Genomic DNA, 24,863 nt, shown 5'->3' with positions numbered 1-24,863 from the left:
GTCTATCCTCGTCGTTTAGTTAGGCAACGCGCTATTGCGCGCCCTCAACATGATGACAAGCCAAAGTCGGCTGTCAAGCGTACGCGCATTCATTTTTGTATTTTAAGGGTTAATCCCAATTAAATCAATTCGATGGCGACCGCTGTCGCCTCGCCGCCACCGATGCACAGGGTCGCGATTCCGCGGCGTCCGCCGCGCGTGCGCAACGCGTTTAGCAATGTCACCACCAGCCGCGCGCCGGATGCGCCGATCGGATGGCCGAGCGCGCAGGCGCCGCCGTTGACGTTGACCTTGGCCGGGTCCAGGCCCAGCTCCTTGATCGGCACCATCGGCACCACCGCGAACGCTTCGTTGATCTCGAACAGATCGACCTGGTCCAGGCTCCAGCCGACCTGTTCGAGCAGCTTCCTGATCGCGCCGACCGGGGCCGTGGTGAACCATTCCGGAGCCTGCGAGAAGGTCGCGTGGCCGGCGATCCGCGCCAGCGGCGCGATGCCGCGGCGGGCGGCGTCGTCGGCGCTGAGCAGCACCGTGGCGGCGGCGCCGTCGGAAATGCTGGAGGAGCTGGCGGCGGTGACCGTGCCGTCCTTCTTGAACGCCGGTTTCAGCGTGGGAATCTTGGCGATGTCGGACTTGCCCGGTTGCTCGTCGCTGGCGAACACCGTCTCGCCCTTGCGGGTGGCCACGCGCACCGGCACGATCTCGGCATCGAAGGCGCCATCGCGTTGCGCGGCCTGCGCGCGCGTCACCGACTCGATCGCATAGGCGTCCTGGTCCTGTCGGCTGAAGCCGAATTTCGCTGCGGTGGCCTCGCCGAACACGCCCATGGCCTGGCCGTCGTCGGGGTTGGTCAGGCCGTCCCAGGCCATGTGATCGACCGCCTGGAAGTTGCCGTAGCGGTTGCCGGTGCGCGAACTCGGCAGTAGGTGCGGGGCGTTGCTCATCGATTCCATGCCGCCGGCGACGACGATGCTGGCCGAGCAGGCCTTGATCAGATCGTGGCCGAGCATGATCGCCTTCATGCCCGAGCCGCAGACCTTGTTGATCGTGGTGGCGCCGGTGGCGTCTGGCACGCCGGCCGCGCGCGCGGCCTGGCGCGCCGGGGCCTGGCCGAGGTTGGCCGGCAGCACGCAGCCCATGATTACCTCCGATACGTCGGCGGCGGGGATGCCGGACTGCTCCAGCGCGGCGCGGATGGCCGCGGCGCCGAGTTCCGGCGTGGGCACGCCGTTGAACTGGCCCAGGAAGGCGCCGATGGCGGTGCGCTTGGCCGCGGCGATCACGATCTCGGTCATGGCAAACCCTTGCGAAAGATAAGCCCCGGATTATCTGCCTCGGCGTCGCTGCTGCCAATCGCGGCGCGCGGGCGGGGAGGGTGGCGGGGACGCAATTCCGGTGTAGATTCGTGGCGATTCAGGCCGCCGGTTTGCGGCCGCCAACGCACCGTTGCCCGCCGATTTGGCCGGCATGCTTATCTGGAGAGAGATGATGCGGAAGTTGATGGCCCGGTCGCTGCTGGCGACCGCACTGGCGATGGCGTTGACCTCATGCGGCGGTGGCAGCGGTGGCGGGCTGACCCGTAGCGATCCGCCGCCGACCTCGCCGCCGCCGACCTCGCCACCACCGCCACCGCCGCCGACCTCCCCGCCCACGTCGCCGCCGACCTCGCCACCGTCGCCGCAGCCCGCGTTCGACGCGCACCTGGCGCTGACCAATACGCTGGCCGCGCACGCCGCCGGCTATGACGGCAGCGGCTATCGCATCGGCGTGGTCGACACCGGCGTGAACCGCAACCATCCGGCGCTGGCCGGACGCGTGGTGTCCAGCCTGATCTATGTCGATCCGGCCAAGAACAACGTCAACGTCGACGATGTCGACGGCCACGGCACCACGGTCGCGCAGCTGGCCGCGGGCAAGGCGGTGGGCGCGTGGCCCGGCGGCATCGCGCCCGGCGCGCAGATCGTGTCGTCGCGCATCATCAGCGATACCTCGCCCGACGACGACGGCAGCGGCGAGGGCAACCAGGCCAGTGGCGCGCTGGGCCTGGCTTCAGTGCACCAGGACCTGATCAACGCCGGGGTCAAGGTGATGAACAATTCCTGGGGCGGCATCTACTGGACCGATCCGACTGCGACCAATGCGATCGCCGCCGAATACCGTCCGTTCGTGCTGAGCCATGGCGGGCTGGTGGTCTTCGCCGCCGGCAACGAAGCCAAGGCCGATCCGTCGGACATCGCCGCGCTGCCCAGCCAGCCCGGCCCCGGCAGCAGCCATCCGGCGGCGGACCTGGAACGCGGCTGGCTGGTGGTGGCCGCGGTGGATGCGAGCACCGGCAGCAAGCTGGAGTCGTATTCCAACGCCTGCGGCGTGGCCATGCACTACTGCCTGGTCGCGCCGGGTACCGAAGTGTTCGTCGATCCCAAGGCGACCACCGCCACCGCCAACCCGGACTATTACTACGGTAGCGGCACGTCGTACGCTGCGCCGCTGGTGTCCGGGGCCGCGGCGCTGGTGTGGCAGGCGTTCCCCTACTTCAGCAACGATCTGCTGCGGCAGACCCTGCTCGGCACCGCCACCGACCTGGGCACGCCCGGGGTGGACGCCACCTTCGGCTATGGCTTGCTCAACGTCGGCAAGGCGGTGTTGGGGCCGGCCCGGTTCGACTGGGGCGACGTCAGCGTGTCCTTCAGCGGCAGCTCGACCTGGGCCAACGACATCGCCGGTAGCGGTGGCCTGATCAAGCAGGGCAGCGGCACCTTGACTCTGAGCGGCACCCAGAACAGCTACAGCGGCGATACCCGGGTGCAGGCCGGCACGCTCAGCGCGGCCAGCCTGGGCTCCAACGTGGCGATCAGCAATGGCGCAACCTTCATCGGCACTGGGCCGCTGCGCGGCAACGTCAGCAATGCCGGCACGTTCCAGGTCGGCACCGCGGCGCTGAGCCTGAGCGGCAACTACGTGCAGGGCAGCAACGGCCGGCTGGCGCTGCTGGTCGGCGACAAGCTCTCGGTGACCGGCACCGCGGCGCTGCAGGGCGGCGCGCTGTACGTGCTCGGCAAGCGCGACTACGTGGTCAACAACACCGCCTATAAGGTGATCGAAACCAGCGGCGGACTGAGCGGCACGTTCGCCTCGGTGACCACGCCGTCGAACGTGTTCCTGACCTCTTCGCTCGCTTACGACAGTACCAGCGCTTCGATCACCGTGCAGGCGCTCAGCGTCACCGCCGCGGCGGCGAGTTTCGGCAGCGTCACTGCCGCCACGCTGGCCTCGGCCACGCGGGTGGACGCGGCGTTCGCGCAGCTTGATTCGCAGCTGAGCAGGGATCCGGCGACAGTGGATGCGTCGCTGCTGAAGGCGGCCGGCGCGGTGCAGCAATCGCCGAGCGCGGCGGCGGCGGCGGCGACGCTGCGCAGCCTGTCCGGCCAAGCGCATGCCGCGGCCACCGCAATGACCTTCGACAGCATCGATCTGCAGCGGCGCGCGCTGTCCGGCCGCCTCGACAGCCTGGTCGCGCAACCGCGTGCGATCGGCGCGTGGAGCCAGCGCCTGGGCGACACCGGGCAGGGCAGTTTCGCCGGCAGCCAGTTCCAGCTCGACGGCTGGCTGATGGGCCAGGACCTGCGCCTGGGCGAGCATGGCGTGGCCGGTTTCGCCTTCGGCGAGAGCCGCGCCGACGGTGGCGGCGACGGCGGTCTGGATCACAGCCGCGATCGCCAGGTGCAGGGCCAGGCCTATCTCGGCGCGGTCGGCGGCAATGCCTACGCGCTGGCGCAGTTGGGCACCGGGCAGTACCGGCGTCAGCTCGACCGCGGTCTGCTGCTCGGCGATCGCGTCGCCGATGCGTCCAGCCGCTACGCCGGACGCTTCCTGTCCAGTAGCATCGAAGTCGGCTACCGCTTCGGGCGCGGCAAGGCGGCGTTGACCCCGTACGTCGGCGCCGACTACAGCCGCATCGATAGCGACGGCTTTCGCGAGCAGGGCGGCGACGGCTTCGGATTGATGGCCGATGCGGCGTCTTCTTCGCGCAGCCAGGCCCTGGCCGGCCTGCGTGCCGGTTACGGCGGCCGCGGCTGGTCGCTGCAGGGCTATGCCGAATGGCAGCAGACCCTGGCCGCGCAAGGGCTGCAGCGCCAGGCCAGCTTCGTCGGCGTGGATGCCTGGGCGCCGCTGGTGGATCTGCAGCCGGCGCGGTCGGGCGGGTTGTTCGGCGCCAGCCTGGACCGGCGTTGGGGCAGCAGTGCGCTGGGCGTCGGCTACGACCGGCGCTTCGGCCCGCGCGGCGACGATCATGCGCTGTCGCTGCGGTATCGTTTGGGATTCTGATGCAGTGCGGGCATGCTTGCGGCCCGCGCTTTATTTACCGTGGAGGCTGCGGCCTCTACGTGCCGAGGCGGCGTTGGGTTTCCCTCTTCCCTCTTCGCGGCTGAAGTCGCTTACAGGGACGTTCGGGCTCGGTGATGCCGTGCCGGCTTATTGTGGCAGGCACTTCAGTCCCGACGCGCTGTGCGTCGAAAGGTTTTGCTGTTCGCTCGCCTACTCGCCGCGCAGATGCCCCATCGAGCGCGGGGCGGTGCGGCCCAGCGGCAGCTTGAGCTTGCCGATGGCGTGCATGCGCGCTTCGGCGATGCGGTCGGCGGCCTGCTGCGGCGGGATGTTGTCGCGCTCGGAGAGGTCGAAGATCTTGCCCAGGTTGTGGTACAGGCTGCGGATCAGGCGCATCGCGCGTTCGCGATTGTAGCCGTCGATCTCCAGCGACACGTTCATCACCCCGCCGGCGTTGACCGCGTAGTCCGGGGCATAGAGGATGCCGCGGCGGTGCAGTTCTTCGCCCACTGCGGCGTTGGCCAGCTGGTTGTTGGCGGTGCCGCAGATGATCTTCGCCTTCAGCCGCGGCAGCGTGGCTTCGTCGATCGCGCTTTCCAGCGCGCACGGCGCCAGCACGTCGGCGGCCACGTCGTAGATCTCGTCCGGCTTGACCGCCTCGGCGCCGTATTCGGCGACCGCGCGATCCACCAGCGCCTGGTCCAGATCGGTGACGTACAGCTTGGCGCCGCGCTCCTTCAGCAGTTTCGCCAGCTCCATGCCGATGTGGCCCAGGCCCTGCACGGCGATGCTGGCCTTGCCGATCTCCTCGTGGCCGAGCTTGCGCTGCAGCGAGGCCATCAGCGCCTGCAGCGCGCCATAGGCGGTGAACGGGGCCGGGTCGCCGGAGCCGCCGTGCACCTGGTGCACGCCGGTGACGTATTCGGTCTCCAGGTAGATCTGCTCCATGTCGTTGACGTCGGTGCCGACGTCCTCGGCGGTAATGTAGCGCCCGCCCAGCGAATCCACGTAGCGGCCGAAGGCGCGGAACAGCGCCTCGGACTTGTCGGCCTTGGGGTCGCCGATGATCACCGCCTTGCCACCGCCGATGTTCAGCCCTGCAAGCGCGTTCTTGTAGGTCATCGTGCGGCTGAGCTGCAGCGCGTCCTGCAGCGCGGCCTCGGTGTTGGGATAGGGGCGCATGCGCACGCCGCCCAGCGCGGGGCCGAGCACGGTGTTGTGGATGGCGATGATCGCCTGCAGGCCCACGTCGCGGTTGTGGCAGAAGACGACATGTTCGTGGCCGGTGGTGGCTAGCGTTTCGAAAAGCATTGGGGCTCCGCTGGCGTTGCAGGTGTGGGACACCTTAGTTCCAGGAACTTCCTAGTGAGGGTGCGCAAAACGAAAAACGCGACGGGTTCCGGAACGGGTCCTGATCGTCGCGATAGGCGCATTTTAAAGCAATTGTCGGTGTGTCGCGCAGTCGTTTGGGCCTTGGCGTCGCGCCATGCGCCGCGGGCATCTCGCTACCTTTTGCGACGCTGGTAGCGGTGCCGAGGCCGTCGCGCCGCCGCCGCACGGCCGCCGCGGTGCGGCTTCAGTGGGTGGCACTTGCGTCGGCGAAGAACGCCGCGGCCGCTTGCGGCCCGAGCAGGCGTTCGCGTAACTCCTGCGCGTGCTGCGCGGAACCGGCGCCGCGCGCGGACGCCGCGGCGTCGGCCCGCAGATAGGCGGCGTAGCGATCGAACCAGGCAAGCACCTGTTGCGCCTGTGCGGCGGGCATGTCGGAGGCGAGATCGTCATCCAGGCGCCGGCGCTGGGTCGCCAGCGCCGGTGCGTCCAGCGCGCTCAGGTAGCGATCCAGATAGCGCCGCAAGGCCGGGTCCGGCAGCAACCGGCCGTGGCCGTCGAAGTGGGGGGCGTCGCCGATGCTGGCGGCAGTGGGCGCGGCCGGTGCGCTAACGGTGATGGGCGCGGCGGGTTTGCGCGCCGCGAGCGCGACTGCGGTGTGGCCGATGGCGTCGCCGAGTCGGCGGCCCGAGGCTGCGTCGGTGGGCCGTTCGCGCCAGGCCGCCACGCTGGCGATCGCCACCGCCACCACGGTGATCGCGATCGCATAGGTTCCCGGCGGCGTGCGCCACGGCATCGCTAGCGGCCCATGCGCCGCGGGCGTGGGCTCCGCGCGAGCGGCGCTGCCCCGGCGCCGGCGCGAACGGCATGCGCCTGCAGCAACGCCGTGAAGGACGCATGCGATAGCGAATGCCTGGACATGCGTGTTCTCGAGAACCGGCAGGGCGCGGCGATACGCACTCTATCGCAAAGCTGGGTTGGGCGGTTACGTCGCCGCGCAGCATGTCGGCGGCGGTCGCCACCAGGCCACGCGCTAGCGATGCCGCCAATAGCCGTCATGGAAGCAATAGCCGGGGCCACGATGTTCCCAGCGCGGGTCGACGTAGACATAGCCCGGGCGTTCGACCACGTAGCGGCCTTCGACCCAGACATGGCGGTGGCCGTTCCAATGCCAGTAGCCCGGCGTCCAGACGTAGCCCGGTCGCACCACCACGCGTTCGAAGCGCGGCGGCGGTGCGCTCTGCACCGACGGTTCCAGCACCGGGCGCGCCTGCGCGGGCCCGGCCAGCAGGCCGCCGGCGAGCGCGCTGCCGAGCAGCGAAGCCAGCAGCAAAGGACGAATGGACATGCGATTCTCCAGGGACATCGGCGGTGTGCCGACGCCAAACGCGAACGCGGCAGGCGGCGCCGCTGTTGACGCGCCGCGCCGTCGCATTCATCTAGCGCATAGCTGGCGTCCGTGGCGCTGCGTTGCCGTCTTTTTGCAGACGGCGCGATCACCGCCGCATGTTGCAGCGCAACCTGCCCGCACTGCGCGGGCCGCCTAGAATCGCGGCATTCTCTTGCCGATGTCGTCCCGATGAGCATTCCCGCGTCTCGCGTGCCGCTGCCGCAAGCCGACACCAGCCCGCTGCGCTTCGTCACCGCTGCCAGCCTGTTCGACGGCCACGACGCGGCGATCAACATCATGCGCCGGCTGATCCAGGCGCAAGGCGCGGAGGTGATCCATCTCGGCCACAACCGCAGCGTCGAGGACGTGGTGCGCGCCGCGTTGCAGGAGGACGCCGATGCGATCGCGCTGTCGTCCTACCAGGGTGGCCACGTCGAGTATTTCAAGTACATGGTGGACACGCTGCGCGAACGCGGCGCCGGCCATGTGCGGGTGTTCGGCGGCGGTGGCGGCACCATCACCCCGGAGGAGATCGCCGAGCTGCAGGCCTACGGCGTGGAACGCATCTACCACCCCAACGACGGCATGAAGATGGGGCTGGTGGAGATGATCGAGGACGTGGTAGTCCGCGCCGCGCGCGGTCGGGACTCGGGACTGGGGACTCGGGACGCGGAGCAGGCCGGCGCCTCGCTCCCCGGCATCGACGATGAGATCGGCATCGGCAGGATGCTGTCGGCGCTCGAGGATGGCGCGTTCTCCGAAGCGGAACTGGCGCTGCTGCACAAGCAGTGGCAATCCGGCCTGCCGGGCACTTCCGAGTCCCGAGTCCCCAGTCCCGGGCCCCGCGAGCGGCGCGCAGCGCCGGTCATCGGCCTGACCGGGACCGGCGGCGCCGGCAAGTCCTCGGTCACCGACGAATTGCTCAACCGCTTCCTGGCCGGCTTCCCAAAGATGCGCATCGCAGTGGTATCGGTGGACCCGAGCCGGCGCCGCACCGGCGGCGCGCTGCTCGGCGACCGCATCCGCATGAACGCCCTGCGCAGCCCGCGCGTGTACATGCGCTCGATGGCCACGCGGCGCCAGCATGCGGCCACTAACCGTGTGCTGAAGGACTGCATCGCGTTCCTGAAAGGCATCGGCTACGACCTGGTGATCGTGGAGACCGCCGGCATCGGCCAGAGCGATTCGGAGATCGTGGATCTGGTCGATTTTCCGGTGTACGTGATGACCAGCGATTACGGCGCGCCGAGCCAGCTGGAAAAGATCGACATGCTCGACTTCGCCGAGCTGGTGGTGCTGAACAAGTACGACCGGCGCGGCGCCGAGGACGCGCTGCGCGACGTGCGCAAGCAATGGCGGCGCAACCGCGCCGCGTTCCAGTTGGAGGACGCGGCGGTGCCGGTGTATCCGACCATCGCCAGCCAGTTCAACGATCCCGGCATCAGCTGGATGTTCGTCAATCTGTGCCGCTTGCTGCGCGCGAAGCTGGGCCTCGCGGCGCCGGTGACGGACGCCGGAACGGCTGGCGGCGCCGGCCGCATCGCGTTGGCACTGCAGTGCGACTTCCAACCGCAGCTGGACACCACGCTCAAGGAGCCGCGCTCCACGGTGTTGATTCCCGGCGCGCGCGTGCGCTACCTGGCCGAGATCGCCGAACAGGGCCGCGCGCTCAACGCCGGCATCGAGCGCCAGGCCGAGGCCGCCGACCGCGCACAATCGTTCTGGCAGTCGCTGCACGCACTGCAGGACCCGCAGTTGCCCGGGCAGCTGGAGCTTTATCCGGTCGAGGACCTGCAGCCGTCCGCCCGCGCCGCTGCGGTCGATGTGGTCGATGCGAGCCTGCTGCTGTTGCGCCAGCGCTACAACGACGCACTGCAGACGCTGTCCAGCGAGTCGCTGAAGTTGCTGCGCGAGTGGCCGCAGCGACTGAAATCGATCACCGACGCGGTTACCGAGTACGCAGTGCGCGGCAAGGCGATCCGCGTGGAGAACTATCGCCAGTCGCTGAGCCACCAGCCGATCCCGAAGATCGCCGCGCCGCGCTACAAGAGCTGGGGCGAACTGCTGAGCTTCCTCGGCAAGGAGAACCTGCCCGGCAGCTATCCCTATACCGGGGGCGTCTATCCGTACCGCCGAGCAGGCGAGGACCCGATCCGCATGTTCGCCGGCGAAGGCACGCCGGAGCGCACCAACCGCCGCTTCCACTACCTGAGCGTGGGCCAGCCGGCCGCGCGCCTGTCCACCGCCTTCGACAGCGTCACCCTGTACGGCGAGGATCCGGCGCCGCGCCCGGACATCTACGGCAAGATCGGCAATTCCGGGGTGAATATTCCCACCCTGGACGACATGAAGAAGCTGTATTCCGGCTTTGACCTGTGCGCGCCGACCACCAGCGTGTCGATGACCATCAACGGCCCGGCGCCGATGATCCTGGCGATGTTCATGAACACCGCCATCGACCAGCAGGTGGAAAAGTATCTCAAGGCCGATGCACAGCGCTGGGCGCAGGCCGAACGGACCCTGGATGCAGTGTTCGAAGGCCGGCAGCGGCCGCGCTACCACGGCGCGCTGCCGCCGAGCAACGACGGCCTGGGTCTGGCCTTGCTCGGGGTCAGCGGCGATCAATTGGTCGACGCGCAGACCTATGCGCAGATCAAGGCGCAGACCCTGTCCAGCGTGCGCGGCACGGTGCAGGCCGACATTCTCAAGGAGGACCAGGCGCAGAACACCTGCATCTTCAGCACCGAATTCGCGCTGCGCATGATGGGCGACATCCAGCAGTATTTCGTCGAGCACAAGGTGCGCAACTTCTATTCGGTGTCGATCTCCGGTTACCACATCGCAGAGGCCGGCGCCAACCCGATCAGCCAGCTCGCCTTCACCCTGAGCAACGGTTTCACCATCGTCGAGTACTACCTGGCGCGCGGCATGCGCATCGACGATTTCGCGCCGAACCTGAGCTTCTTCTTCAGCAACGGCATGGATCCGGAGTACACCGCGATCGGCCGCGTGGCGCGGCGCATCTGGGCGCGCGCGATGCGCGAGCGCTACGGCGGCAACGAACGCAGCCAAATGATGAAATACCACATCCAGACCTCCGGCCGCTCGCTGCATGCGCAGGAGATCCAGTTCAACGACATCCGCACTACGCTGCAGGCGCTGTACGCGTTGTTCGACAACTGCAACAGCCTGCACACCAACGCCTACGACGAGGCGATCACCACCCCGACCGAGGAAAGCGTGCGCCGCGCGGTGGCGATCCAGATGATCATCAACCAGGAGCTGGGGCTGAACTTCTGCGAGAACCCGTGGCAGGGCAGCTTCATCGTCGAGCAGCTCACCGATCTGGTGGAGGAGGCGGTGTACAAGGAATTCGAGGCGATCAGCGAGCGCGGCGGCGTGCTCGGCGCGATGGACACCATGTACCAGCGCGGCAAGATCCAGGAAGAGAGCCTGTACTACGAGCACAAGAAGCACGACGGCAGCCTGCCGCTGGTCGGGGTCAACACCTTCCTGCCCAGGCAGCACGCCGGCGAGACCGCGACCCAGATCGAGCTGATCCGCTCCACCCAGGAAGAGAAGTGCCAGCAGATCGCCAACGTGCACGACTGGCAGCAGCGCCGTAACGGCATGGTGCCGGTGCAGCCGGAACAGGCCGAAGCGTCGGGCCTGCCGGCTCCTGGCGATGCAGTGGGCCTCGGCTATCTGAAGCGTGCTGCGCGCGAACGCCGCAACGTCTTCGCCGCGCTGATGCAGGCGGTGAAGACCCATAGCCTTGGACAGATCAGCCACGCTCTGTACGCGGTGGGCGGCGAATACCGGCGCAATATGTAGGCCACCGACGGTTGCAGGCGCCGGCGGTGGCGTGCTTGCTGGCGGTGTTGCAGCCCATGGCCTGTCTGCCGTTCGCCGCCGTCTCGCGCACCGCTTCGCATGCGTCTGGGCGCCATCGCGGCCGCTGCCTGGGGTGGCCCATAGTGAGGCATCGACGAACGGGAGACGGCGTATGCAGGCATCGGGATGGGTGTTGTTGATGGCGTGCACGGCGACGGCGCGCGCCGCGGAGCCGAGCGAGGACGGGACTGCCGACCGCTGTTCGACAAGGTCGCGGCGCTGGATCAGCGCCTGTTCGGCGCCTACAACACCTGCGAGCTGGCGGCGTTCGAGCAACTGTTCGTGCCCGACGTGGAGTTCTATCACGACCAGGGCGGTGTCACCTGGGACCGCAAGAGCGTCGTCGACAACACGCGCAAGTGGATCTGCGGCAAGGTGCGCCGCGAATTGGTGGCCGGCACGCTGCGGGTCTACCCGCTCAAGGACTTCGGTGCGATAGAGGCAGGCGAGCCTGGCTTCTGCGAGCTGGTCACCGGCCGTTGCGAGGGCATCCCCAAATTCGTGATGGTGTGGCGCCAGCGCAAGGACGGCTGGAAGCTGACGCGGGTGTTCAGCTACGGCCATCGCGCGGCCACTTCGCCGACGCCCTGAGCGTGCGCGGCGGCGTGGCGCGGTCGCCGGGCGTTCGCATGCAGGCAGGCGCCGGCGTTCAAGCAAGAAATGGCGCGCCATGTTTGAATGTCCTGGCGCGCCTGGACAGGGATGCGCCTCCGGCCGGGTGGGGAACTTGGCGACTTCGCGGATGAAGATGATCGTGCCGTCGATGTGGATTGCAGGCGTTGCCGTCGCGCTGCTGCTGGGCATCGGTGGCTGGATGTGGCGGCGTGGACGCCAGCGCGGAACGGCGGTACCGACCGTCGTCGTGCAACCGGCCGCAATGTCTGCGCACAGTGCCGCCGCCGAAGATGCCGGCGCGGATGCAGCGATTACGGTGGAGTCCGGGCATGGTGTGGCCGCAGCTGCCGCCGAACTCTCTGCCGAACAGGAAGCCTCCCTGCTACTGCGTCTGTACGCGCTGGCGTTCGCCGGCGTGCCTGCGCCCGAACCGAGCGCAGCATCGCGCGCCGCGCAGGCCGAGGTCGTCACCGCGGCGGTGGCGGTACTGGCGCGTCTCGACGCGCATCCGCGCTATACCCCGCGCCGCCCGCAGCTCTTGCCGCAGCTCACCCGCGCCATCAACGATCCCAATGCCGACGCGCAGGCCATCGCGGCGATTCTCGGCCAGGATCCGGCGCTGGCCGGCAACCTGTTGCGCATCGCCAACAGCACCGCGTACCGCCGCCAGGCCGAGCCGATCGAGAATCTGGAGCGCGCGGTGGCCTTGCTCGGCACCAAGGGCCTGCGCCAGATTGTGCTGGCCGCGCTGCTGCAACCGGTCATCGCCGACGACGGCAGCGTGTTCGGCCGCTGCGCCGCACTGCTGTGGGAGCACACCTTGCTGTCGGCCAAGGCCATGGCCGGCGATGCAAAGGCCATGGGGCGCGATGACCCGAATGCGGTGCAGTTGCTGGCGCTGCTTTATGGCCTGGGAGCGGTAGCTGTTGTGCAGGTGCTGCGCGATGCGTATGCCAAGCATCCTGGAATGCATGCGGATCCGGAACTGATCGCTGGCATGCTGGAAAAGTGGTCCGCTGCATGCGCGAAAGCCATCTCGACCGATTGGGGGCTTTCCACGCGGTTGCAGCGTGCGCTCGAGCAGCACGGCGATGCGGCAGCGATTCAGCCCGCAAAGACATTGGCGCGGTCGCTGCGTCGCAACCGCGCGCTGGCGGCGGCCGCCATGCTGGCGGTGTACGAGTGACCGCGCGCTTCGGACGCGCGATGAAACGGGATGCCAGGTGCTTGCGGCTGGTCGGCGACGATACCGCAACGCATCAGGCGCGCGACGCGTATCCGGAGGACGATCCAGGCATGCAGCCCTGGATCGTCGTCGCACTGAAGATCCTCAGCGTAGCGGCACGTCCGCGACCTTGTCCTGATAGTCCCGCTTGGGATCGATGCCGAACAGCACTTTAATCCCGGCCACCAGGCTGGAGCCGTTGAGCCAGATCTGCGCGTGGTCCGGATCCAGGCGCAGCAGCGCCAGCTTGGGATCGTCCTTGCCTTGCTCGTACCAGGCGTCTATGAAGCCGTTCCACAGACGTTCGATCACTGCCTGATCGTTGTCCAGGCTGAGCGTGCCGCTGATGCTGGCGAACAGGTCGTGGTCCTTGGCGCTGAACGCTGCGATCACCCGCTGGCTCTGGGCCAGTTTCTGCACCAGGGCGTTGTCCTTGGAGGTGAAGAACCAGATAGGACCGCCACGCTCGCCTTCGAATTGCGCGGTCATCGGCCGCGCATGGCCGTCTTCGACGCCATCCAGGCCGAGCATGACCGTGCGGTCGGACTTGAGCGCCTTCCAGAATTTCTCTTCCAGTTCCTGCGGGCTGGCCATGCGGATCTCCGATAGGGCGTGAATGTCTGTCGTCACTGTGCTGCGCGGCGCGCGCGCGCGCCGTGACGGATACGTTGACGGAGCGTGTAGGGCACGGCGGATGGCGCCGCCCGATGACGGGGCGAGCATGCGCGCCGTTGCTCGCTGCGGTAGACAAGCGTGGCCGCGTGGCGGCGATGGGATCGGGATCGGAACACATGTCACGCCCGCCAATGGTGACTAGATGCCTGGCGCGCGGTTTGCGCACGCCTTCCATTTCAACGCTGTGCCGTTGCCGCGAATGCCAGCATCGCGCTCGCCGCAGCCGCCTTCTTTCGGCAAAGGATGCTCGCTCGACGAAGCGTGCGATTGTGTAAACGCAAGCCTCGCTGGATCCGCCGTTGACGCTGGCGATGGCCCAGGCCAGCATCGCTGCGGGTGCGGCCTTCGAGGTTCGATCTGTCCTCCATTCCGCCGGCCACCGGCGTCGCCTGAGTGGCGCAGGCAAGCCGGCAGTAGCCGCCGCGTTGCACATGCGGCGCCTGCAGCGCTGACTAGCAGCGCCGACGATACGATCAAAGACTCGCGCAGATCGCGCGCTGCGGTGCTACGGCGAGTGGGTGACATTGCTGCATCGACACCGCGTCGCACAGCCGCCAAACGTATGGGTCGTCGAGCATCGACAGGCCGGTATGTCGGCTGCTTGCGGCTTGTAAAACCGCATGCGTTGGCGAGAGCCGGTGCGGGACCGGTTCCGCCGGCGCTGTTCAGTTGCCGCTGTCGGACGTCTTCGCTTCGGCGTCCGCTGCGGCCTTGGCCGCCTCGCGCGCTTCGCGCTTGCGCGCGTCCTTCTCGTCCTGTTGTTTCTTCTTGGCGATTTCGCGCTGACGTTTTTCGAAGGAATAGTTGGGCTTTGCCAAGTGGATGCCTGCCGTGTGTGAGATGGGGCGCCCAGTGTAACCGCTGTGTGCCGGGGTGGTGGCGGGCGCTACGGACAGGTCACGCGCATCGCGTGGCCTGTCCAGGCCCGGGAGTACGGCCCTGCCGGGCCTCGGCTTATGGGCTCAGGTAGGGCTGGATGATGGAATACACGTCGGAGAAGCGCGAGTAGTAGTCCGGGGCGCTGGGCGCGCTGCAGTACGAGTCGCCGCCGAGCAGGCCGCCGCGCAGCTGGTAGGCGCCGCGGCTGTTGACGGTGAACAGGCCCGAGCCGGACGAGCCGCCTTCGGTGACGCCGCTGTTCCAGACCACCTTGTACAGCGGCGAACCGCCCAGGTACGAGGACGACAGCGCGCTGACGCTGCCCAGCGAGTACTTCTTCACGTCGCCGGCGGGGTGGTGGATGCCCTCGATCGCGGTGCCGGTGGAACCGATCGGCGAACTGCTCCAGCCGGCATAGAACGCGCCGCTGGGCGGAGCGGTCTTCAGTTCCAGCAGCGCGGTGTCGCGGGTGGCGTTGGCATAGCGCAGGGAGGCGCCGCCGTTGAGCGTGGTGGCGGACGCGCTGACCGTGGAGCCGTTGCAGCTGGCGGCGTCGTAGAACCAGTAGGTCTGCAGGGTGTCGGCCACGGCTTGGGTGCTGATGCAGTGCGCTGCGGTCCAGAACAGGTACTTCTTCGGCGCGTTGCTGTTGTTGAGCAGGGTGCCGGTGCACAGGTAGGTGGAGCCACCTTTGCTGTAGAGCATCCGCGCCACCGACTTGGCGGCCGAGGTGAAGCCGCTGCTGGGGTTGGCGCGGCAGACGATGTCGTGCTCGCACGAATCGCTCTCGCCGATCATCGGCCGCATCATGTCCTCGCTGGCGACGGGATTGATGTCCATGTGCGAGAGCTGCGGGATCTTCAGCGCGAAGCCCGGCGGGTACTGGCCGGCCGGCAGTTCGATTTCCACCACCAGGCGCGCGCCGGACACCGCCGCGGACCAGCCCGGCGTGCTGCCTGCGAAGTCGGCGCCGCTCTGTTCGAACACGCGGCCGTCGTCGCCGGCGAAGCGCAGCTTGGCCTTGCCCGGGTCGCCCGGCTGGGTGCCGCTGCCGCTGAGCTGCAATGCCGCGCGCAGCGCGGCCGCGCCGGTGGAGACGATCTCGAAGCTGGTGACCTGGGCGCCATTGGGAAGGCTGTGCCAACTGAGCCGGCGCAGGTTGATCGCCGGCTCGGCAATGGTGCGCGAGAAGCCGATCTGCAGCGGCTGGCCGTGCTTGACCTGCTGCGCGCGCAACTGCTTCATCGTCGCGGCCTGGGCGCTGTCGGGTGCGCCCAGTTCGATCAGACGCGGCGCATGCGCGCTGCCGCTGGCGAGGCTGCGCAGTTCGGCGCCGCCGAGTGCGGCGGCATTGGGGCGGGCTTCGACCGGAGCGGAGTCCATCTCGGCCGCGGGGGGATTGGCGGCCATGGCGATGGGGGAAAGGCCAAAGATGCCCGCGAGCAGGGCCAGATACAGCGTGTTCTTGCGATTCATGGATTTTCCTTTTGCTAGAAGACGACTGGAGCATCCGGCAGTGGAGCGGATGCCGTTGCACTCACTTCCATGGTGCAGGCCGAGGCTACGGATGCCGACACGGCGAGTGCGTGCGTGGCGTCACGCTGTAGTGATCGATTTTGTAGACATTGTGCGGCGCTGCGCCGTCACCTGCATCTTGCGGGCCTGCCTTTCACGCCTGCGCGCCTGCGCCGACGCCTGCTGCAAGTACGCGACATTGCCAACGCCCGCGCAGAGGCCGTGTTGCGATGCAACGTGCGTCCCATCTAATTGTCATATAAATATGAACATAACTTGAAGCGCCCTCGCTTGCTTTCGCTGTAGTCGTCGCCAACGCCGGCATGAACGTCGCTGTCCGTCGCGCGCAGTTTCAAGGCCGCTGTCGGTGTCGATACGAGGGTCAATTTCGTCAGCACCGGAGAGAATTCGAATGACAAGTCGCGCGCCCTGCAAAGGTAAATATCCGAAGCACAGAAATCCCCTTGCCACCGCTCTGGGCCTGGCGATGCTGACCCCGGTGCTGGCGTGGGGACAAGCCAAGCCCGCCACCGCGGCCGAGCAGAGCGCGCAGGATGGCGCTGCGCAGCCGGCCAGCGGCGACGTCAAGACGCTGGATAGCGTCGTGGTCACTGGCGTGCGCGAAAGCCTGCGCTCGGCGCAGGCGATCAAGCAGGACGCGACGCAGATCGTGGATTCGGTGCAGGCCCAGGACATCGGCAAGCTGCCGGATGCGAACACGGTGGAAGCGCTGCAGCGCATCACCGGCGTGCAGATCCAGCGCCGTTACGGCGAGGGCGCCACCGATTTCGATCACCGCACGCAGCCGGCCGTGACCGTGCGCGGCTTGACCCAGGTGCGCAATTTCCTGGACGGCCGCGATACGTTCTCCGCGTCCGGCGGCCGCACCCTCGACCTGGAAGGCATTCCACCGGAACTGCTGTCCGGGATCGACGTCTACAAGAATCCGCCAGCGAACCTCATCGAAGGCGGCGTCGGCGGCGTGGTGAACCTGCGCACCCGCTTGCCGTTCGACGCGCCCGGCCGGGTCATCAGCGGCACCGCCAAAGGCAACTACTACGACCGCGCCGACAAGACCGGCGGCGCGGCGTCGGGCCTGTACAGCGACCGCTTCAATACCGACCTCGGCGAGGTCGGCGTGCTGTTCAACGTGGGCTACGGCCGCTCCAGCTATCGCCAGGACGGCATCCTGACCGGCCCATTCGTCGCGGTGCCGGACGGCATCATCGCTGGTGCGCCGAGCAATGCGCAGATTCCCTCCGGCTTCCAGATCTACGACGACGGCGGCGACCGCAAGCGCCTGGGCACTGCGGCCGCGCTGCAGTGGAAGCCGTCCGATACGGTGCTGGTCACCGGCCAGCTCCTGCGTACGACCTACGACTTCTACCGGCAGGGCAAGTACTTCTACCAGGCCAACCGGCGCGAGGCGGCCTCGCCGTTGGCGGGCGCGGACTTCACCTTCGACAAGAACGGCTACGCCACCTCCGGCGCGCTGGACAACCAGATGTTCGAGTCGGCGCGCTACGACCAGGACCTCACCTCGACCAATAGCAACTACAGCGTCAACCTGCGCTGGAATCCCAGCGAGAAGCTGGCGGTGACGTTCGACGCGCAATACCTCACCTCGACCTATGATGCCGATCGCAACGGCTTCGTCGTCTCGCTCTACGACCGCGCCTCGGAGGACAGCAGCACGGCGCTCAACCGCTCGATCGCCGACTTCGACCTGCGTGGCGGCAACCCGCGCTTCAACGTGCGCGATCCGGCGTTGCTGAGCGATCCCAACAACTATGCCGCCAGCTATATCGCCGATGCGCTGACCCGCAACGACGCCGACCAGCTGGCGCTGCAATCGGACCTGGAATACTTCACCGAAGGCGGTTTCTTCACCAAGCTCAGCGCCGGCGTGCGCTACGCCGACAGCAGCATCGACCTGCGCGGCACCTGGAACGCCGCCTGCCTGGGCGTGGACGGGCCCGATCCCGATTGCGCCACGCGCCTGGTCTATCCGTCGGTCTCGGCGCATCCGGAAATGGTGCGCAACGGGCCGTCGCCCGACTTCTTCGACGGCAAGACCCTGACCGGCGGCGTGTTGTATCCGGAGTTCGCCCGCGGCAGCGGCCTGTTCGACCGCACCACGCGCACCGAAGCGATGTTCGGCTTCGCGCCGCAGACCGCGTTCAAGCCGAGCGATCTCAACCACCAGACCGAAAAGACCTGGGCCGGCTATGTCACCGCCGACTACGACACCGATCTGGCCGGGCTGCGCCTGGACGGTAACGTCGGCGTGCGCCTGCTCAAGACCACCACCGGCTCGGACGGCGCGGTGTTCGTGGACGGTGGCGGCAGTACCCCGTTGTCGGTCGAGCGCACCTACAACGATGTGCTGCCGAGCTTCAACCTGCGCGCGCACCTGAGCGACACCCTGCAGGCGCGTCTGGCCTATTCGCAGTTGATCGCGCGGCCCAACTTCGACCAGATGTCGACCAATGTCTCGCTGGGTGCGTCGAACCAGTTGAATCCGGTCACCGGGCGGCCCGGCGGCTCCTCGGGCAATCCGTTCCTGCGTCCTGTGCAGTCGGACAACTACGATGCGACGCTGGAATGGTACTTCGCTCCTGCCGGCTCGCTCACCGCCGGCGTGTTCTACAAGAAGGTGGACGGGTTTCTTGCCAGCGGCACCGTGGTGCGCAACTACAACGGCCTGGATTACGACATCAGCACCTCGCTCAACACCGGCAATGGCACCATCCGCGGCGCCGAATTCGCCTACCAGCAGTTCTACGATTTCCTGCCCGGTTGGCTGAGCGGCCTGGGGTTCCAGTTCAACTACACCTACGTGGACAGCAGCGTGTCCAATCCCTTCGCCACCGCCGGGTCCGACATTCCGGCCATGGTGCCGCTGGAGAAGTTGTCCAAGCACAGCTACAACGCCGTGGCCCTGTACGAGAAGGGCCGCTACACCGCACGCCTGGCCTGGAGCTGGCGTGGCGAGTACCTGGACACCACCCAGGGCAGCGGCGCCAACGGCATTCCGCAGTACCAGAAACCCTACGCGTCACTGGATGCCTCGGTCAGCTACAACGTGAACGACCATGTCGCGCTGTCGTTCGATGCGGTGAACTTGAACAATCGCATGAACGAGGTCTACATTGGCACGGCAAGCGCGCCGTTGCGGTACGAACTCAACGACCGCCGCTATGGGTTCTCGGCACGGATCACGTACTGATGCGCTGGGCGCCCGCTTCGGCGGTTGAAGCGGGCCGCTGCGACCGCTGCGCGGGAACGCCGCGACGCAGATGCCAGCACCCTCGGCTGCCACGTCCTACACCCGATCGACCGCGCGCGAGGCGGGCCGGCAATGGCGGATTCCGTTGCAGCATCGCACTGGCAACGGCTACGTCTATTCGAGCGACTACCTGTCCGACGATGCCGCCACGGCGATATTGCGCATGCGCTTCTGGCGCCGCCTGTGCTGCGCTGCGTTCGTGCTGGCGCTTATCCAGGCGGTCGCCGCGGCGGGCAAGGCCGCCTGCGACCTGCCGCTGTACTTCCTGGAGGTTGCGGTGCGCTTCGGCCAGGTCCGCGATGGCTACGGTGGGCCGTGCGGGCAGGGCAACGCGGTGCCGAACGGCCGCGTGCTGGTCGCCGCAGTGGAGCCTGAGCGGTTCCTGGTCACCGGTGTCAACGCCAACCTGGCGTTCGCGGAAAAGCCCGGCGCGCGCGGCACGGCGCAACTGCTGGCGGTGGAAGAGTGACATTTCGACGACGGGCGCTGGGTACGCGAGCGCTTGCTCAATGGCGAGCAAACCCATTTCGGATTGCGTTTGCCCGAACCCGGCGACAGCCTGATGGTGACGCTGATGCAGGCGGCGCATGAGTAGCCCCGTACATCATCGCCTGCGCATGCCGGGCGCGTGGCGTGCGCTGCTGCGACGCCGATGGCTTGGTGGCATCGCGGTCGCGATGCTGGCGTTGCCTTGCCTGGGCGCGCCGCGGTGCGATGCCGATGCGCCGGTCAGCGTCACCTTGCACGCGGATCTGCAATCGCCGCAGACCCGCTTCGAGGGCTTCGGCACGGCCCTGGCCTGGTTCGCCAACGTGACCGGCGCCTATCCGGATCCGCTGCGCAACCAACTGGCCGACCTGCTCTACGACCGCGACGGCCTGGGCTGGGTGATCGCCCGTTACAACATCGGCGGCGGCAATGCGACCGACACGCCGCCGTCTCTGCGCCCCGGTGCGGCGATATCGGGGTTCTGGCGGCAGCCAGCGGGCGCATCTGGCAAGGACTGGTGGCGTGCGGACAATCCGACGCTGTGGGACTGGTCGGCCGACCAGGGCCAGCGCTGGTGGCTGAACGCGATCCGCGCGCGGGTGCCTGCGGATCTGCGCATCTTCGAGGCGTTCTCCAACTCGCCGCCGTGGTTCATGACCGTGAGCGGGCGTGTCTCCGGCGCCGAGCATGGGCTGGACGACAATCTGCGGCCCGGGCAGGAAGCGGCATTCGCGGCGTATCTGGCACGGGTGGTGGACGAACTGCAGCGTCGCCACGGCATCGCCTTCCGCACGCTGTCGCCGGTCAACGAACCGGGCACGCCCTACTGGTTCGCCGGCAACACCCAGGAAGGCGCGCACTGGAGCGTGCCGGCGCAGGAACGCATCCTCCAGGCCAGCGACCGCGCGCTGCGCGCGCGCGGCTTGCGCACCCGGGTCGCGGCGATGGACGAAACCAGCGCGCTGGGCTTCATCCACAACTGGTCCGGCTATGCGGATGCCACCAAGGCGGTGCTGGGCCAGCTCAACGTGCACAGTTACGACAGCACCGGGCAGACCGGCATGCGCGATATCGCCGCCGCCAGCGGCATGCGCCTGTGGATGTCGGAAAACGACCTGGCGCCGCCCAAGGTGGCGCAAGACGCGGACGATATGCGCCCGGCGTTGGCGCTGGCCGAGCAAATGGTGCTGGACCTCAAGCGCCTGCAGCCGTCGGCGTGGGTGTTCTGGCAGGCGATCGAGAACTCCGCGGCCGACAAGCCCGGTGCCGCTGACCATTGGGGCCTGATCCGGATGGACCTGAGCACCGCGGCGGCGGCGGAGCATCCGTTCCAGGTGACCCGCAAGTACTGGGCCATGGCCAATTTCAGCCGCTATCTGCGGCCGCGCATGCGCCTGCTGCAGGTGGACGATGCGGATACGGTGGCGGCGCTGTCGGCGGATGGGCGAGAACTGGTGTTCGTGCACGTCAACGCCGGGCTGGTGGCGCGGCGGCTGGCGATCGCGCCGCAGACGCTGGGCGCCGGCGCGTGGTCGCAACAGGTGGTGGTCACCTCGGCCGCGCTGCGCGCCGAAACCGCGTGCCGCCGCGCGGCCGCGCCCGGTGCGCAAGCGGCGCTGGCGCCGCCGCAGTCGGTGGTCAGCGTGGTCTTGCGCAAACAATGAGGATGGCCCGCGCCCAGGCGCGTGGCCGCGAACGTTCACGCGTTGCAGTGCCGGCGCCTGCGTCCCGACACCGGGAATCGCCGCTGCAGTGCAACCCGATCGGCTGTTTTGTATACAAGGGGCTTTCGATGAAACCGACAGTGCGACAACGACTCCTGGCCAACGCAAGCGTCTTGCTGCTGCTCGGTTTGCACATGGCCACGGCTTGGGCCGGCGACGCCCCGCGACCGGAGTGGGAGCGCCCGGAGATCAACGAGATCGACCGGCTGCCGGCGCGGGCCACGTCCTTCCCGTACGAATCGGTGGCACTGGCCAGGGCCGGCCGGATCGCCGACTCGCGTTACCACCTCTCGCTCAACGGCGATTGGCGCTTCATGTTCTCGCCCACGCCGGAGCAGCGCCCGGCGCAGTTCTACCGCGACGATTACGACGTGTCGGCTTGGAAGACCATTCCGGTGCCGTCCGACTGGCAGGCGCAGGGCTACGGGCAGCCGCTGTACAACAACATCGACTACCCATTCCCGGCCAACCAGCCGTTCATCGCCCACGCCATCAACAGCGTCGGCTCCTACCGGCGGGAGTTCGAGGTGCCGCAAGGCTGGGACGGGCGCCGGGTACTGCTGCACATCGGTGCGGCCGGCGCGGCCTATTACGTCTGGGTCAACGGACAGCGGGTCGGCTACAGCGAGGATTCCAAGCTGCCGGCCGAATTCGACGTGACTGCGCAGCTGCGTCCGGGCCGCAACTCGGTCGCCATCGAGGTCTATCGCTGGTCCGATGGCAGCTATCTGGAAGACCAGGATTTCTGGCGGGTCAGCGGCATCGAGCGCGATGTCTATCTGCTGGCCACGCCGCAGACCTGGCTGCGCGATTTCTTCGCCCGCGCCACGCTGGATGCGCGCTATGTCGGCGGCGTGCTGGATGTCGATGTCGGCCTGCTGCATGCGGCCAAGGGCACGCGGGTCACCGCCACGCTGCTCGACGGCGACACGCCGGTGCTGGTACGGCAGGCGACGGTGACGGCGGCCAGGCAAGAGGCGGCGCTGACCCTGTCCGGGGCGATCGGCAAGGTGCGTGCGTGGAGCGCGGAAACGCCGAATCTTTACACCTTGCTGCTGGAGGTTCACGACGCCGACGCGCACCTGCTCCAGGCCAGCACCAGCCGCATCGGCTTCCGCACCGTCGAGGTCAAGGACGGGCTGGTCAAGGTCAACGGCAAGCCGGTCAAGATCCGCGGCGTGAACCGGCACGAGCACGATCCGCAGACCTTCCACGTGATCTCCGAAGCCTCGATGCGGCGCGACATCGCGTTGATGAAGCAGAACAACATCAACGCCGTGCGCACCTCGCACTATCCGAACGCGGAGCTGTGGTACGCCCTGGCCGACGAATACGGCCTGTACGTAATGGACGAGGCGAACATCGAATCGCATGCCTACATGCAGGCAGGCAACGAGGGCATGCGCCCGCGCGAGAAGGTGCAGCTCGGCTACGACCCGACATGGGAACTGGCGCACCTGCAGCGGGTGCAGCGGATGTTCGAGCGCGACAAGAACCATCCGTCGGTCATCTTTTGGTCGCTGGGCAACGAGGCCGGCATCGGCCCGAATTTCGAGAAGGCCGCGCACTGGCTGCACGCGCGCGACACGACGCGCCTGGTGAGCTACCTGGGCTGGGGCACGCTGTATGCGCAGCACGCGCCCAATGCCTATGCCGACATCTACGCGCCGATGTACGACTCGGTGGCGCGCATCGTCGATTACGCGACGAGCACGGACGATGCGCCAAAGCCGCTGATCATGTGCGAGTACGCGCATGCGATGGGCAACAGCCTGGGCGATCTGAAAGCCTATTGGGACGCCATCTATGCGCACGACCGCCTGCAGGGTGGCTTCATCTGGGACTGGGTGGATCAGAGCATGCTGCTGAAGACCGCCGACGGCCGGCCGTACTGGGGCTATGGCGCCGACTACGGGCCGAACCCCTCGGGCCAGAGCGCGATCGAGTTCGGCGACGGCCTGCTGCAATCGGACCGCACCGCGAACCCGCACCTGCACGAGCTGGCCAAGGTCTACGGCCCGATCCAGTTCGAAGCCATCGACGCCGATCGCGGGCGCTTCCTGGTGCGCAACCGGCATGCCTTCATCGACTTGTCGGGCTTCGCTTTCGACTGGCAGATCCGTCAGGACGGGCGGGTGGTGCAGGAGGGCCGCGCGCCGGATCTGGCGATCGCCGCCGGCGCGGCCGGCGAGCTGCAGCTGGTCCTGCCCGCATTCAAGAAACAGGCCGGCGCCGAGTACCTGATCAGCGTGCGTGCGCATGCGCGCGCCGGCACGATCCCGCTGGTGCCTGCCGGCCATGTGGTGGCCTGGGAGCAGTTCGCGCTGGCCTCGCCGCCGGCGCCCGCGGTGCCGCGCGCGGACGGCGCCGCGGTCGTGCTGCGCGAAACGGCCGGCGAGCTGAGCCTGCGCGCGGCGGGTGCGGAACTGCGCATCGGCCGCGGCACCGGTCTGGTCGCGCGCTATGCCTACCGCGGCCAGGAATTGCTGCAGGGCGGTGCGCCCAACTTCTGGCGCGCGCCGACCGACAACGACATCGGCACCGGCCTGTATGCGACGCATCTGGTGTGGAAGACCTTGTCGGAAACGCGCCGGGTCCGTTCCGTCGTCGCCAGCAAGCGCGATGACGGCAGTGCCAGGATCGACGTCGGTTTCGATCTCGGCGGCGACGGTGCGACGGCCGACGTGCGCTACGACGTGGCCTACCTGATGGCGCGCGACGGATCGGTGCAGGTCACCGCGCACTTCGACCCGCGCTATGTCGGCCTGCCGGATCCGTTGCGCGTCGGGCTGGCGTTCACCATGCCCAGCCGGTTCGTCGACCTGGCCTGGTATGGCCGCGGGCCGCACGAGACCTATGCCGATCGCTACGGCAGTGGCGAGATCGCGCTCTATGCGGGCAAGATCGCCGAGCAGCACCACGATTACATCCGCCCGCAGGAAACCGGCAACAAGGTCGGCGTGCGCTGGCTGCGGCTGGCGCCGGCGCAGGGCGCGGCGCTGACGGTGAGCGGGTCCACGCCGTTGTCGGTCAATGCGCTTGCGTTCCCGTATTCCGACCTGGAGCGCAGGCCGGTCGGTAGCGCGCACAGTTCCGATCTGCGTGCCCATGGCCGGGTGTCGTTGCTGATCGACCAGCGCCAGATCGGCCTGGGCGGCGACGACCAGTGGAGCAAATGGGGCCAGCCGCACGCGGCGTATCGCATCGCGCTGCAGCCGGCGAGCTACCAGTTCCGCCTGCAGCCGGCCGCGACGCCGGACAGCCTTGCCGAGCAGGCGGCGCCCGGGCGCGACGAATGAGCGATGGCCGGGCGGCACAGCGCCGCAAGGCGCGTCTTGCGCGGCCTACGCCGGGCGTGTCGTGGCCGCTTCCAAACGATCGCCGTGGGGTGCTGGGCGGCCGGCGGCACGCCTGTCCGCGCGCTGTCAAGGACGTGGTCGCGCATCTGCCGGGGCAGCAGATTTACCGTGAAAAAATCAAGACTTCCGCGCCGAAATCGCCGTGCTACTCTCG

Annotated in this window: 14 protein-coding genes and 2 pseudogenes; 9 read left to right on the top strand and 7 right to left on the bottom strand. The window is 68.0% G+C overall.

Features of this window, described 5'->3' with window-relative positions:
- Positions 1 to 119 precede the first annotated feature (119 nt).
- Positions 120 to 1,295 carry a thiolase family protein gene (locus E4A48_RS11280; protein ID WP_142742426.1) on the bottom strand — a complete coding sequence of 392 codons (1,176 nt, stop codon included), beginning with the start codon at positions 1,293 to 1,295 and terminating at the stop codon, positions 120 to 122.
- Between the two features lie 190 nt (positions 1,296 to 1,485).
- On the opposite strand from E4A48_RS11280, the gene E4A48_RS11275 reads away from it, so the two are divergent.
- A complete protein-coding gene (locus E4A48_RS11275) occupies positions 1,486 to 4,326 on the top strand; it encodes a S8 family serine peptidase (RefSeq protein ID WP_142742425.1) in 2,841 nt (946 codons plus the stop codon).
- 210 nt (positions 4,327 to 4,536) lie between these two features.
- On the opposite strand, the gene E4A48_RS11270 is transcribed toward E4A48_RS11275, so the two are convergent.
- From E4A48_RS11270 to E4A48_RS11260, 3 genes are all read right to left on the bottom strand, one after another.
- Positions 4,537 to 5,637: a Glu/Leu/Phe/Val dehydrogenase dimerization domain-containing protein gene (locus E4A48_RS11270; protein WP_039007042.1), complete on the bottom strand. Its 1,101-nt coding sequence runs from the start codon at positions 5,635 to 5,637 to the stop codon at positions 4,537 to 4,539.
- A gap of 265 nt (positions 5,638 to 5,902) precedes the next feature.
- Entirely contained in the window at positions 5,903 to 6,451 is a 549-nt protein-coding gene (locus E4A48_RS11265) for a hypothetical protein (RefSeq protein ID WP_142742424.1), read from the bottom strand.
- A gap of 237 nt (positions 6,452 to 6,688) precedes the next feature.
- On the bottom strand, positions 6,689 to 7,003 hold the full coding sequence (locus E4A48_RS11260; RefSeq protein WP_039007040.1) for a YXWGXW repeat-containing protein: 315 nt from the start codon (positions 7,001 to 7,003) through the stop codon (positions 6,689 to 6,691).
- A 231-nt stretch (positions 7,004 to 7,234) separates the two neighbouring features.
- On the opposite strand from E4A48_RS11260, the gene E4A48_RS11255 reads away from it, so the two are divergent.
- The 3 genes from E4A48_RS11255 (at position 7,235) to E4A48_RS11245 (ending at position 12,740) form a co-directional block, all read left to right on the top strand.
- The gene (locus E4A48_RS11255; protein WP_039007039.1) at positions 7,235 to 10,879 is read left to right on the top strand and encodes a methylmalonyl-CoA mutase family protein; all 3,645 of its coding nucleotides are present in this window, start codon (positions 7,235 to 7,237) and stop codon (positions 10,877 to 10,879) included.
- 186 nt (positions 10,880 to 11,065) lie between these two features.
- Positions 11,066 to 11,530: a nuclear transport factor 2 family protein gene (locus E4A48_RS11250; protein ID WP_230812675.1), complete on the top strand. Its 465-nt coding sequence runs from the start codon at positions 11,066 to 11,068 to the stop codon at positions 11,528 to 11,530.
- 151 nt (positions 11,531 to 11,681) lie between these two features.
- On the top strand, positions 11,682 to 12,740 hold the full coding sequence (locus E4A48_RS11245) for an HDOD domain-containing protein (RefSeq protein WP_058196637.1): 1,059 nt from the start codon (positions 11,682 to 11,684) through the stop codon (positions 12,738 to 12,740).
- Between the two features lie 144 nt (positions 12,741 to 12,884).
- On the opposite strand, the gene E4A48_RS11240 is transcribed toward E4A48_RS11245, so the two are convergent.
- The 3 genes from E4A48_RS11240 to E4A48_RS11235 form a co-directional block, all read right to left on the bottom strand.
- Positions 12,885 to 13,373, bottom strand: a complete 489-nt coding sequence (locus E4A48_RS11240; protein WP_058196638.1) for a pyridoxamine 5'-phosphate oxidase family protein — start codon at positions 13,371 to 13,373, stop codon at positions 12,885 to 12,887.
- A 746-nt stretch (positions 13,374 to 14,119) separates the two neighbouring features.
- On the bottom strand, positions 14,120 to 14,272 hold the full coding sequence (locus E4A48_RS20570; RefSeq protein ID WP_176717109.1) for a hypothetical protein: 153 nt from the start codon (positions 14,270 to 14,272) through the stop codon (positions 14,120 to 14,122).
- A 136-nt stretch (positions 14,273 to 14,408) separates the two neighbouring features.
- The gene (locus E4A48_RS11235) at positions 14,409 to 15,809 is read right to left on the bottom strand and encodes a trypsin-like serine peptidase (protein WP_058196639.1); all 1,401 of its coding nucleotides are present in this window, start codon (positions 15,807 to 15,809) and stop codon (positions 14,409 to 14,411) included.
- Positions 15,810 to 16,335: 526 nt separating this feature from the next.
- Here E4A48_RS11235 and E4A48_RS11230 point away from each other — a divergent pair.
- The 5 genes and pseudogenes from E4A48_RS11230 (at position 16,336) to E4A48_RS11215 (ending at position 24,649) form a co-directional block, all read left to right on the top strand.
- Positions 16,336 to 19,077, top strand: a complete 2,742-nt coding sequence (locus E4A48_RS11230; RefSeq protein ID WP_260607939.1) for a TonB-dependent receptor — start codon at positions 16,336 to 16,338, stop codon at positions 19,075 to 19,077.
- 91 nt (positions 19,078 to 19,168) lie between these two features.
- Positions 19,169 to 19,297: pseudogene (locus tag E4A48_RS21590) on the top strand (tryptophan 7-halogenase); the annotation flags it as partial.
- Positions 19,298 to 19,300: 3 nt separating this feature from the next.
- Positions 19,301 to 19,732: pseudogene (locus E4A48_RS21445) on the top strand (DUF5597 domain-containing protein).
- Positions 19,725 to 21,290, top strand: a complete 1,566-nt coding sequence (locus E4A48_RS11220) for a glycoside hydrolase (RefSeq protein WP_260607938.1) — start codon at positions 19,725 to 19,727, stop codon at positions 21,288 to 21,290. The pseudogene E4A48_RS21445 and the gene E4A48_RS11220 overlap by 8 nt, the downstream one beginning before the upstream one ends.
- 140 nt (positions 21,291 to 21,430) lie before the next feature.
- Positions 21,431 to 24,649: a glycoside hydrolase family 2 TIM barrel-domain containing protein gene (locus tag E4A48_RS11215; protein ID WP_260607937.1), complete on the top strand. Its 3,219-nt coding sequence runs from the start codon at positions 21,431 to 21,433 to the stop codon at positions 24,647 to 24,649.
- Positions 24,650 to 24,863: the final 214 nt, after the last annotated feature.

Origin of the sequence: Xanthomonas translucens pv. cerealis, assembly GCF_006838285.1 — a bacterium.
GTDB lineage: Bacteria > Pseudomonadota > Gammaproteobacteria > Xanthomonadales > Xanthomonadaceae > Xanthomonas_A > Xanthomonas_A cerealis.
Note: the sequence above shows the minus strand (reverse complement) of the source record. Positions and strands in the feature narration are given on the sequence as shown.